4 protein-coding genes and 1 pseudogene are annotated in these 13,291 nt (G+C 68.2%); 4 read left to right on the top strand and 1 reads right to left on the bottom strand.

Annotated features, from left to right (window positions below; all coding sequences use genetic code 11):
• Positions 1-10: 10 nt before the first annotated feature.
• The gene (locus KME78_RS33010) at positions 11-1,288 is read right to left on the bottom strand and encodes an ABC transporter substrate-binding protein (RefSeq protein ID WP_219533316.1); all 1,278 of its coding nucleotides are present in this window, start codon (positions 1,286-1,288) and stop codon (positions 11-13) included.
• A gap of 438 nt (positions 1,289-1,726) precedes the next feature.
• Between KME78_RS33010 and KME78_RS33005 the strand changes: the two genes are divergently transcribed.
• The 4 genes and pseudogenes from KME78_RS33005 to KME78_RS32995 all read left to right on the top strand — a co-directional run bounded on the left by KME78_RS33005 (position 1,727) and on the right by KME78_RS32995 (position 13,283).
• A complete protein-coding gene (locus KME78_RS33005; protein WP_219533315.1) occupies positions 1,727-2,905 on the top strand; it encodes an aldose epimerase family protein in 1,179 nt (392 codons plus the stop codon).
• 41 nt (positions 2,906-2,946) lie between these two features.
• A complete protein-coding gene (locus KME78_RS33000; protein WP_219533314.1) occupies positions 2,947-4,107 on the top strand; it encodes a sugar ABC transporter substrate-binding protein in 1,161 nt (386 codons plus the stop codon).
• Between the two features lie 1,037 nt (positions 4,108-5,144).
• Positions 5,145-6,308: pseudogene (locus tag KME78_RS68145) on the top strand (golvesin C-terminal-like domain-containing protein); the annotation flags it as partial.
• A gap of 483 nt (positions 6,309-6,791) precedes the next feature.
• Positions 6,792-13,283 (top strand): DNRLRE domain-containing protein, encoded by a 6,492-nt coding sequence (locus KME78_RS32995; RefSeq protein WP_372454988.1) that lies wholly within the window; start codon positions 6,792-6,794, stop codon positions 13,281-13,283.
• Positions 13,284-13,291 lie beyond the last annotated feature (8 nt).

The following is a 13,291-nucleotide window of genomic DNA, read 5'->3' as shown; positions in this document are numbered from 1 at the left end:
CGGCTCTCATCTACGACCGGCCGGCGATGGCCTTCATTTCCTTCTTGGCATCGGCGATGACGGTGTCGAGGCCGTCGTTGCCGTAATAGGCGCGCTGCAACATCTTCAGCCACGGTCCCTGCGGCGAGTTGATCTGCTCGAAGAACGTGACCGTGTACGGCGTGCGGCCCACCGTGAGCGCTTTGGCCACGTCGCGAACCAGCGGCTCGGCCTGGAAATACTTGTTCTCCACCATGTCGGTTCGCGTGGTGAGGTTGAGCGCCTTGGCATAGACCTCGACCTGTACCTCGTCGGAGAGCAGGAACTTCATCACGTTGACCGCGTCGTCGACCCGCTTGCTGCCTTTGGGCACCACGACCAGGTCGCCGCCGATGAAGGAGGCCGAGGAATTCGGCGTCACCCCGGGCAACAGGGCGATGCCGAACTTCATCCCCGGATTCTGCTGGCGCGCCAATGTGATGTTGAAATTGCCGGTGCCCATCATGCCCACTTTGCCGGAGCCGAACTGGAGATGGAATGTCTCGCCGTTCTCCGTGCGGCTTCCGTCGGGGACGTTGCCGGCCTTGACCATGTCGCGGGTGAACTGCAGCACCTGCTTGACGCCATCGCCGACCAGCGGCTCGTCTCCCGGGCCTTTCGCCTCGATGGTGGCCCCGGAGGCCCACATCAGCGGACCGACGGTGAAGATGTTGCAGCCGGCGCAGTTGCCGGGCAGGTAGTAGCCCTTGACGCCACCGCCCAGCGCGGTGATCTTGTCGGCGTAGCTACGCAGCTCGGCCAGGCTCGTGGGCGGCTTGTTCGGGTCGAGCCCGGCCCGCGTGAAAAGATCCTTGTTGTAGAAGAGGGCGGACACGTCCGCATAAAGGGGCACACCGAAGAGTCGATTCTGGTACGTCGCCACGGTCATGTGGCCTTTGCTGGCGGTCTTCAGTTCCGGCCAATTCTTGGCCCGGTCGGTGATGTCGACCAGCTGCTGTTCCTTTTCGAACTGCGGGGCGTAGATCAGGTCCATGCCCATCAGGTCGGGCACGTCGCCCGAGGCGACACCCTGGGCGATCTTCCCCACCATCTCGGTGTGGGGAATGTAGGTTAAATTGATCTTGCAGTCGGGGTTCTTGGTGTTCCATGCCTCGACCAGCATGTCCACCATCTGCTTGTTGCCGCCTGAGCGCTCCCACATCGTCAGGGCGCCCTTGCCGGCACATGCCGTCGTCGCGGTCTGCGCTTGGCCGGCCGAGGGGGGCGACTCCGCCTCCTGGCCGCAGGCGGCGGCTGCGAGCAACAGCACGGCTGCGGCCGCTCGGACAGGCCACCTGGGATGGGTCCTCATGTGCCAGGCTCCTCTCTTCGGAGTGGACCGGTGTTGACACGACCCCCTGCTGATGGGAACGTAACCGATGATGAATACGATTGCATTCAATCGTTTTCATTTTGTGATTCGGGAGTCACCGGCTCACCGGTGGAGCCAGGTGTGGTCATATTGCGCCTCCCCTCTGGCGGCCTCTTGGTTCTGCGAGGTCGCGACGGCATTGCTGGAGCACCACGCAATTCCCGCGCGTTCACGTGATCTCCGCGGCCGCGGCAGGGTTGCCGCGCTCAACCGCTCGCCGGGCGAACTGTTAACGCAACCACGGCCAATCGTCAGGTGACATATGACCCAAGGCACCCTGGGGTCCGCGACTTACCGACGATGACGAAGATCAGCGCATCTGAAGGGAGATCGTCCATGCCCAGCAGCGCCCGCATCCGAAACAGACTCGCCACCGCCGTCAGGGCCGTCCTCGTGGCCGTCCTCGCCCTGGCGCTGAACCTGGCGGCCGTGCCCCCGGCGCAGGCCGCCGGCGGGCCGAGCATCACCAAGAAGCGGTTCGGGATCCTGCCCAACGGCGAGAAGGTCGACAGCTACACGCTGCGGAACTCCAACGGGATGCGGGTGAAGATCCTCACCTACGGCGGCATCCTTCAGTCGATCGAGGTCCCCGACAGCGGGGGCACGTTCGCTAACGTGGCGCTCGGATTCGACAACCTTTCCGATTACGTGAAGAAGAGTCCGTACTTCGGGTCCATCACCGGCCGGTACGCCAACCGCGTCGCCAAGGGGCGGTTCACCCTGGACGGCAAGACGTACCAGCTGGCCACCAACGACGGCCCCAACCACCTGCATGGCGGCAACAAGGGCTTCGACAAGCGGGTCTGGAAGGCCCACCCGTTCAAGCGGCACAACAGCGTGGGGCTCGTGCTGACCTATACCAGCCCGAACGGTGAGGAGAGCTACCCGGGGACGCTGCGTACCAAGGTCGTCTACACGTTGACCGACGACAATCAGATCCGGATGGACTACCGAGCCACCACCAGCAGGCCCACGATCGTCAACCTCACCAACCACGCGTACTTCAACCTGCGCGGTGAGGGCAACGGCACGATCCTCGGCCACGAGCTGCAGATCAACGCCTCCCGCTACACGCCGGTCGACAAGACGCTCATCCCCACCGGAAAGATCGCCCGGCTGGGCGGGACGCCGCTGGACTTCCGCCGGCCCACCGCTGTCGGTGACCGCATCAACAGCGAGAACCAGCAGATCGTACGAGGCGGCGGGTACGACCACAACTACGTCCTCCAGAGCCGCGGGCGGGGCCTTCAGCCGGCGGCCAGGGTCGTCGAGCCGGACAGCGGGCGCGTGCTCGAGGTCATCACCGACCAGCCGGGCCTGCAGTTCTACTCGGGCAACTTCCTGGACGGCACGCTGCGTGGCACCAGCGGCCGCCTCTACCCGAAGCGGTCCGGGTTCGCTCTGGAGTCGCAGCACTTCCCGGACTCGCCCAACCACGAGAACTTCCCCTCGACCGTCCTGCGGCCGGGCGAGGTCTACCGGACCACGACGATCTACGCGTTCTCCACGGTGTGACAACCGCGTGAAATCCGCCAGTGATCTTATGAGGCAGGATCATGAAAGACATCCATCCGAAGGTCGAGGAGGCCCTCGACACACTCAACCTGAACCGGGTCGCGCGCCGTCGCCTCCTGTCCGGGGCGGGCCTGGTCAGCGCCTCGGCCGCCGCGGCCGCGCTGCTCAGCGCCTGCACCAGTGACTCGGGCGGGAACAGGCCCGCCGCCGCAGGCGGCACCGCGGCGGCGGCCGGCGCCGGGGACTTCCCGTCCACGCCCAAGTGGAAGTTCGTCTTCGTCTGCCACGTCACCACCAACCCGTTCTTCACCCCCACCCAGTACGGCGCCCAGGACGCGTGCGCGCTGCTCGGCACCGAGTTCCAGTGGGCCGGGTCGAAGGACTCGATCGTGGCCGAGATGGTCAACGCGACCAACACCGCCATCTCGGCCAAGGCCGATGGGCTGGGGGTGGCCGTCGTGGACAAGGCGGCCTTCAAGGAGCCCGTGAACCGTGCCCTGGACGCGGGTATCCCGGTGGTGTCCTACAACGCCGACGGCGCCCGTGACGACAAGGGGACCAGCCGGCTGGCGTACATCGGGCAGGGGCTCTACGAATCCGGGTACGCCCTGGGCCGGCGGGCCCTTCAGCAGGTGGACTCCGGCGACGTGGTGGGGTTCATCGCCACCCCGGGCGCTCTGAACATCCAGCCCAGGATCGACGGCGCCGCGCAGGCGGTCAAGGACTCGGGCAAGGCGATCACGTTCGAGCCGGTCGGGACGAACGCCGACATCACCAAGGGGCTGTCGATCATCGACGCGTATGCCCAGGGGCACCCGAACCTGGCCGGGATGCTCGCTGTCGACGCCGGATCGACGCAGTCGATCGGGCAGGTCGTCAAGAAGTACGACATGCGATCGAAGAAGCTCAAGGTGGCCGGCGGCTTCGACCTGGTGCCCGAGACGCTGACGGCCATCAAGAACGGCGATCTGGACTACACCATCGACCAGCAGCCGTACCTGCAGGGATTCCTGCCGGTGCTCTACCTCTACCTGTACAAGCTCTCCGGCGGGCTGCTGTTCCCGTCGGAGACCAACACCGGTCTGCTCTTCGTGACCAAGGACACCGTGGGGCCGTACCAGACCACCAGAACCCGCTTCGAGGGCTCGGACACCGCTCAGAAGCTGGTCGAACGGTCCGGCGCCATCGCTCACGCCTCCTAGAGGCGTTGATCGGGGTTCGAGACGTACGGCTTGCGTCCGGGGAATGCGCGGGGCGCAAGCCGTACACCCGTGATCCGAGCCCGGTCGGGCGCGGCGATCTTCCTGAGAACGGCGACGGCGCCCCGATCCAGCCCACTGACCCCGGCGGCTGAGACCACGGGGTCGTGGAGCGTTCCATAAGGCCGTGATAAAAATGTTATACGTGCACCATGTGCCGATCATTGCCCAGTAAAATGCTCTGACTAAGATCATTTCCCCGCTTGACAACACTGTCGATTCGGGATGATGCTCCCCTCGGGAATTTCAGCAAAGCGTTCACGGGGCGCGATCCGGGGGCAACGGGGCTGCGTCCAGCAAGCCATCAGATTTCCCGCGTACCAGGCTATTCATCTCTCTACCTGAACCACGGCGTTTTCTGCCGGGGCGTCTCGGCACGCCCCGGTGCGGTTCAACGCTGCCATTTTCGTGCCGCCTTGTTTGGAGGACGGACAGTGCGCAGAAAGAGGAACTCAGGTAAATTACCCCGACCGCTGACCGTATTTCTCGTGCTCACCCTGGCGGTGGGAACCGTCCAGCCGCCCGCGCTGGCGACCACGCCTGCTCCAGCCGCCCCGCAGGACGTTCGCGGCGACTGGAGGCCGGAGAGCGAGCGTGGCTGGGTCGACGACGTCAAGGACTGGTTCGCCGGTAAGGAGAGCACGCCGCAGCCCCGCGAGCTGGGCATCGCGGCAGTGCCCCGGCGCGACCCGGCGCCCGAGGGCAAGGCCCTGCCGCCGGCCCGGCGCGTCAAGGAGCTGACCGCCGAGCGCAGCGCGTACGGCAAGGTGTTCCTGCTCGCCGACGGGCGTCGGCAGGCCGAGGTGTCGGCCGAGCCCCTGCACTATCGCGACGGGGACGGAACCTGGCAGCCGGTCAAGACCGCGATCGCGGCGTCGGAGCGCGCCGGGTTCCCGTACGCCAACCGGATCAACGGCTTCGTCAGCTCCTTCGGTGACGAGCCCGGCGCGGTGCTCCGCCTGGAGGCGGACGGCGCGGCCATGACGCTCGGCGCGGACGGCGTGCGGGCAGGCAGGCCGCGGGTGAGCGGAGACACCGCCACGTACGCGTACGGCGACGGCGCCAAGCTGGAATACCAGGTGCGCCCGTCAGGGGTCGAGCAGCGGCTCGTGCTGACGTCCGCGCCGCGGAGCGCGAGCTACGGCTTCACGGTCCGGGCCGAAGGGTTGCGGGCCTGGCAGCGGCCGGACGGGTCGATCGCGCTCTATCGGGGCGAGTTCGACGGTCGCCCGGTCATGGAGATCCCCAAGCCGTCCCTGACCGACGCACGCGACGACGACGCCTCCCCCTACGGAAAGGCGTTCAGCGACAAGGCGACGCAGAGCATGCGGTGGGACGCGGCGGCCGGGCTGCTGCGGGTCACCGTGACCGTGGACCAGGCGTGGACGGCCGACCCGGCCCGCCGGTACCCGGTGACGCTCAGCCGGCTCGTCAAGGCGTCGTCCGGCGAGGCTCAGGACACGACGATCGTCTCCGACGCCCCTGACACGACCTACGACACCAGCCGGTATCTGTCGACCGGCCCGTCGGCGTCCGGCGTCGCGCGTTCGCTGCTGCGCTTCCCGCTGGCCGGGGTGCCGGCCGGCACGCGCATCGACGCGGCGCAGCTCCGCGTCCACTACGACCGGCCGATCCCGGGCGGTGACGTCACGCTGGAGGCGCACCGGGCGAGCGGCGCGTGGGACGAGGCGACCGCCACCTGGCGCACGGCCTCCGGACTCACCGGCGAGCTGGGCGGCAACACCGAGGTCGTGGACGACGGCGACGCGGGCAAGACCGCCGCCACCGGCGCGTGGGCCGCCGCGGCCGACGGCTCCGCGGCCAAGGCGGGCGGCGGGGACTACCTGCTCCACCAGGACGCCACCGCGGGCGACGGCTACACCTGGGTGCCGAGCCTGACCGAGGACGGCGACTACCGGGTGGACGTCCACTACGTCGAGGCCGCCGACCGGGCGGACAACACGCCCTACACGGTCACCTTCGCGGGTGGCAGCAAGACGTACGAGGTCAGCCAGCAGGGCGACGAGGCCAAGGGCGTGTGGAAGACGCTGGGTACCCACCGCTTCACCGCCGGCACCGGAGGCCGGATCGTGCTCGGCGACCGCGCGGCCTCGGCCGACACCGCCGTGGCCGCCGACTCCGTACGGCTGACCCGGCCCGCCACGCAGGTCAGGCGGGCCGCCGACAACGGCGGGAGCTGGCACGCGTTCCCCGTCCGCGACATCGTGCAGTCGTGGCTCGACGGCGCGGGCCCCAATCACGGGTTCGTGCTGAAGGCGGCCGACGAGACGCTCGGCAAGGGCGGCGTGCGGTACGCGGGCGGTCCCGCCGCGACCCGGCCGCTGCTGGTCGTGACGTACGGCCGTCAGGGTGTCGCCGTCGCCGAGCCCACCACGATCCACGCCACCGGCGCGGAGCTGTCCTGGCCCGCCTACCGGGACCCGTCGCCGGAGAAGGCCGACGACATCGTGGAGTACCAGGTGCACCGGAGCACCGGCGCGACGTTCACCCCGTCGGCCGCCACGCTCGTCGCGCCGCTGCCGAAGACGGCGACGTCGTTCACCGACTCGACGGCTCAGCCCACCCCGATCACGTCCGCCGACCCGTTCGCCCGGGTCTACCACTACATGGTCGCGGTGAAGACCAAGGACGGGCAGCTCGTCGCCGGTCCCACCGTGAGCGCGGCGCTGCCGAAGGCCGGCCGCACGGTCAAGGTCTTCCAGGGCGGCGACCCGGACACGACGCTGACCAGCGGCCGGAACACCCCTGACGGCGCGTCCTGGCTGTCGGTCGGCACCGGAGCGGAGGGGGAGACGCGCGCCCTGCTGGCCTTCCCCGGCGTCTCCTCGATCCCGACCGCGGCTCGCGTGCTCGACGCGCGCCTCGACCTCTGGCCGGTGAGCGGGACCGGCACCGGCCCGTACGAGCTGCGCCCCCTGACCCGTGACTTCGACGAGAAGACCGCGACCTGGACCGACGCCGCGGCCGGGACGAAATGGACGGCGGCCGGCGGCGACGCCGCGGCCGGGGTCCCCGGCGGCGCGTTCGCCGGCACCCAGCGCCTGAGCAGCCTGAACGCGACCCCGATCGTACGGAGCTGGGTCGCCGACAGGAAGGCGAACCACGGCCTGCTGGTCACGTGGACCGGAACGGCCGGGCGCAGCACGTTCCAGTCCGGCGAGGCCGAGGACCCGCACAAGAGGCCCAAGCTGCTCGTCACCTACACCGAGAAGACGGCCGAGGACACCTACTACGCGCCCGACACCCCGGGCCGGATGGACGAGGGCCGGCAGGCGAGCACCGAGGTGACGCTCACCAACACCACCGACGAGACCTGGCAGACCGCCCGGCACGCGCTGTCGTACCGGTGGACGCTGCCCGACGGCACCGACGTGACCAACGCCGAGAACCAGCTGCGCACCACCCTGCCGAAGGACGTGCCGCCGGGCGAGTCCGTCACGGTGGCGGCGCAGGTCAAGGCGCCGGTGACCGGCGAGGACGGCAACCAGCGCACGGAGTACGTGCTGCGTACCGAGCTGTACGACTACCAGGCCCAAGCGTGGTTGTCGGCCGGCGCGGGTGTCGAGGCGCTCGCCCAGGCGGTGGCGGTGGACAAGCCCACCTCCGACGAGCTCGGCACGGAGGCGTTCTACAAGTACGCCGGCGTGGACACCGGGGCGGGCGGCGCCGCGCAGACCAACCTGCACGCCGGCAACGGGGTGTGGACGTACGCCCCCTGGTCGCACCCGTCGCGCGGCGACTTCTCCACTTTCGTCAACCTGACCTACAACGCCGGCGACACCTCGGGCAGCTCGATGGGGTTCGGCTGGTCGCTGCGGGCCTCGTCGGTGACGCGGCTCGGTTCGCCGCTGGACTTCCAGCCCGACCTGAACCCGACCACGGTCGTCCTGACCGACGGAGACGGCACCAGCCACACCTTCTCGTGGGACGCCGCCACGTCGCAGTGGATCAGCCCCAAGGGCGTGCACCTGTACCTGCAGCGGCTGGTGACCTGCGACCGGCAGACCGTGGCCGAGCAGGCGTGGGTCATGACCCGGCCGGACCGCACCCAGTTCTACTTCGACTGCGCCGGCTACCTGACCTCGACGCAGGACCGCAACGGCATGGTCAACCGCGCGACGTTCACGTACACCTCGCGTACGTCGGGTGGCCGGCCGGTCAGGTTCCTGAGGTACATCACCGACCCGGCGCGCAGGGAGACGCTGACCGTCGAGTACTACGCGCGCGGCGAGAACTACACGTGGATCAACGACGACGGCGAGGAGGTCGATTGGGCCAACCTCGTCAACCCCCTGATCATCGACCGCGTCAAGTCCATCACCGACATCGAGGGCAGGAAGCTCACCTTCCTGTACACGAGCTGGGGCCTGATGGCCAAGATGATCGACGGTGACGGCAGCGACAACGCCAAGACGTTCCGCTTCGCCTACGACATGTCCCAGGGCAACAGGAACGCCAAGCTGGTGCGGGTCACCGACCCGCGCGGGCGCAACACCGCGATCGCCTACAACTTCCCGTTCGGTAACCCGCGCTACCACTGGTGGGTCCGGAGCATCACCGACCGGCTCAGCGGACGGATGAACTTCGCCTACAGCGACCCCGACGGCTCGTCCGGCTCGGCCATGAACACGGTCGTCACCGACGCGGAGAACCACAACACCGCCTTCCGTCTGGACGGGTACGGCCGGACCACCCAGATCACCGACGCCAGGAACCAGGTGACGAAGCTCGGCTGGGACAACGACCACAACGTGGTCCGCGTCGAGGAGAACAACGGGGCGGTCACGACGGCGGCCTATGACCCGCTCACCGGCTACCCGCTGGCCACCACCGACGCCGAGGCGACGAAGAACGGCACCCCGAGCACGGTGTTCACCTACCAGTCGGGGTTCAACGGGCACATCGCCGATCTGATCGCCAAGTCGAGCCCTGAGGGACGCCGCTACACCTTCACCTATGACGCGTGGGGCAACGTGACGTCCGTGACCGACCCGGCGGGCAACGCCAGCGAGGCGCCGGACGACTTCACCACCAAGTACGTCTACGACATCTACGGTCAGGCCACGCAGAGCACCGACCCGAACGGCAACACCACCACGTACGGCGACTACGATCCGACCGGCCAGCCGCAGACGATCAACGACCCGTACGGCAACGCCAACCGGGTCACCTATGACTGGCGCGGCCTGCCGCTCGCGGTCAGCAACGCCGCGGGCGCGTCGAGCCACCGCTCCTACGACCTGTTCGGCCGCATCCTGACCACCACGATCCGCAAGGACCAGGCGGTCAGCATCGTCACACCGGCGCCCATCTACGACGCCAACGACAACATCACCCGCTCCACCGCGCCGAACGGGGCGGTCTCGACCGCGACGTACGACGCCAACGACCAGCTCACCTCGACCCTCAAACCCAAGGACGACCAGGCGGGCGGCCAGGAGCGTAAGACCACCTTCACCTACGACCGGGTCGGCAACCGGCTGACGGGCACCGAACCCAACGGCAACCTGACCCCCGCCGCCGGCGACTTCACCACGACCAGCGCCTACGACGAGATCTACCGGCTCACCTCGGTCACCGACGCCAAGGGCTTCCGGAGCCGCTATTTCTACGACAACGCCGGCAACCTGGCCACGCTGATCGACGCGCGCAAGAACGCGACGCCGGACCAGCTCGACTACACCGCCAAGTTCGGCTACGACCAGAACCACCAGCTCACCTCGGTGACCGACGCCGGCGGATACGTCACCAAGGCCGGCTACGACCGCGACGGCCTGCGCACCACGACCACCGACCAGAACAACCGGGTCTCCACGACGGTGTACGACCCGCGCGGCAAGGTGGTCGAGACCCGCGTACCGCACGAGGTGGTGGACGGCACCGTCAAGGAGACGATCCGCCGCTTCGAGTACGACCAGGCCGGCAACCGCACCAAGGAGATCACCCCGCGGGGTGTGGAGACCACGGACGACCCGTCGGACTTCCTCACCGAGACCCGCTACGACAAGCTGAACCGGCCGGTCGAGCAGGTCTACCCGTTCGACAAGGACGACAACCAGCACGCGCCCGACTATCCGTACCGCAAGGCGCACAGTGTGCTGTACTCCTACGACGCGGCCTCGAGGCTGACGTCGGTCGCGCTGCCTGAGCCGGACCCCGACCACCTGCCCGAGGGCGCGCCCACCGGGCGCATCACCAGCACGACGGAGTACTACGACAACGGGTGGATCAAGAAGTCCACCGATCCGTTCGGCGTCTCCGTCAGCTACGACTACAACCCGCTCGGTCAGCAGACCAAGCGGACCGTGGCCGCCGCGGGCGGGGGCGTGCTTCGGGAACTGGCCTGGGACTACTTCCCTGACGGCAAGCTGAAGCACCACGACGACGGGGGCGGCGCGTCGGCCCCACCGTTCCCGCAGACCACCGCGTTCGACTACCGCTATGACGCCAACGGCAATCTCAAGCAGATCAAGCACAGCGGCAGTGACGCCCCGATCGACCAGTGGGACCTCGACTACACAGCACTCAACCAGGCCGAGAAGGTCACCGAGAGCCTGCTGGGCACGGTCAAGAACACCACCACCTACGCCTACAACGAGAACGGGGGCCTGACCCGCCGCGCCCATGACAAGACCATCGCCGACTACACCTACGACGCGCGCGACCTGCTCGAATCGGTACGCAACGCGAGCAGCGCGACCGACTCCAGCCCGAGGCTGACGCGCTACTCGTACACGCCCCGGGGCGAGCGGGCCGGCGAGACCAAGTCGAACGGCAACGTCGCGACGTACGAATACTTCCTGGACGGGCTGCTGCGGCACTCGGTCGAGAAGAAGCGAGACGGGGCCGTGCAGGCCGAGCACACCCTGCAGTACCAGGCCAACCTCCAGGTCTCCCGCGACGAGGCCAAGCTGCAGTGCGTGGAGTTCCGCTGCCTGTACCCGCAGGTGACCAAGAACTACACCTACGACCCGCGTGACCGGGTCAACAAGGTGGAGTACGACCGGCCCGGATGGGGCGAGGAGTACGAGTACGACGCGAACTCCAACGTCCTGCGGCAGGTCGTCGTGGACAAGATCTCCTTCATGTTCTACGACCGGAACCGCCTGGCTCAGACCTTCGCGCCGGCCGGCCAGGACCCGACGGAGTACATCTACGATCCGTCCGGCCGGTTGCAGAAGGTCAACGCCGGTGAGGAGAAGAAGACCGCGGCCGAGTACACCTACGACGCTTTCGACCAGATCACTCGCACCCAGCTGGTGGGCGTGGACGGCGTCACCCGCAACACCTCCTACACCTACGATCCGCTGGGCCGTACCTCGTCCACGACCGACAACGACGGCAAGAAGACCATCTTCTCCTACCTCGGCATGTCGGGCGAGGTGCTGGACGAGGAGGTCAACGGCGCGGTCACCCGTTCGTTCGAGTACTCCGCCTGGGACGAGCGGCTGAGCATGGCACGGCAAGGAGCCGACGGCTCGACCGAGCGCAGCGTCTACGGGTATGACGCGGCCGGCAACGTGGAGATCATCACCAACGACGCCGGCGACAACCGGTCCACCTACGGGTACAGCATCTACGGCTCGCTCGTGCCGGGGTCGGTTTCCGGGGTGGACACCCCGGACGAGACCAATCCGTACAAGGAGCCGTACAACCCGTACTGGTTCAACGCCCGGCGCTACGACCAGCTGTCGGACACGTACCAGATGGGGTCGCGGAACTACCGGGCGACCAGCCACCAGTTCCTCACCCCTGCCACCCGCATGGACTCGGGCGCGGACCTCGGCCTGAACCTGCACCCCTCCACCACCAACCGCTACGGCTACGCCGCCGGGCTGTCCATCAACAACCTGCGTTACTCGCCGCCGACGGACTGGAAGCGGGAACTCGCCTCCTTCGGCAGCGGGCTGCTGGTCGGCATCGGTGTCGGCGCGCTCGCGGCGCTCTGCCCCGAGACCGGGGTGACCTGCGGCCTCGCGGTCGCCGCCGCGGCCGGCGCGGCGGGGGCCGCGACCAGTTACGGCGTGAACGTGGCGCTGGACCCCAACCGCACCTTCCACGCGGGCGAGTTCACCCTGGAGACGCTCTCAGGAGCCGGACTGGGCGCGCTCGGTTTCGGGGTCGGCAGGGTGTTCTCGGCGGCGGCCGATCCGGCCGAGCGCGGGCTGCTCGGGCGCTTCGCCGACCGGGTCCGGGGGTGCGCGCCCAACAGCTTCGTCCCCGGCACCAAGGTGCAGCTGGCCGACGGCACGGTCAAGGACATCGAGAAGGTCAAGCCCGGGGACAAGGTGCTCGCCACCGACCCCGAGACGGGCAAGACCGAGGCCAAGCCGGTCAGCGCGCTGATCAAGGGCAAGGGGGAGAAGAAGCTCGTCCGGATCACGATCGCGGCGGCCGGGAAGGACGGTAAGGCCGCCGAGGTCACCGCCACTGACGCGCATCCCTTCTGGGTACGCGACGCGGGCAGGTGGGTCCCCGCCAAGGACCTTCGGCCCGGCATGTGGCTGCGTACGTCGTCCGGCACGTACGTGCAGATCAAGGCGGTCGCGAAGCGCACCGCGCAGGACCAGACGGTGCACAACCTGACCGTCGCCGACCTGCACACCTACTACGTGCTGGCCGGGGTCACGCCGGTCCTCGTCCACAACGCCTGCCCGAACGGCGAAGCGCAGCGGGACCTCGCCCAGATGCGCCAGGACATGGGCATGCTCACTCCCGCTCAGGAGGACGCGCTGGCCGCGGCCAACCCGAAGCTGAAGGGGATCAAGAACACGATCGGCAGGATGGACTTCGACGGTACGCGTCCATCCATCTACGGTCAGAACGGCAGGCTGCCCCGCCCGGTCGCGTTCCCCGGCAAGGGCAACGGCATCGCGGCCAAGTCCTACCTGGACGATGCCGAGGGGGACATGGTCTCCCAGGCGCTCAAGCGGGGTTACTCCGGCGGTAACGCCACCATCTTCACCGATCGCATCACCTGTCCCTGGTGCGCCAACTCCATGGCAGGCTATGCGAGAGCGCTTAACCTCGAAACACTGACCGTCTATGGGCCCAACGGCCTGGTCGGCATCTGGAACCAGGCCGGCAAGATCGGCTGAACCGGCGG

Origin of the sequence: Nonomuraea guangzhouensis, assembly GCF_019396345.1 — a bacterium.
In the GTDB taxonomy this organism is placed as follows: Bacteria; Actinomycetota; Actinomycetes; order Streptosporangiales; family Streptosporangiaceae; genus Nonomuraea; species Nonomuraea guangzhouensis.
Note: the sequence above shows the minus strand (reverse complement) of the source record. Positions and strands in the feature narration are given on the sequence as shown.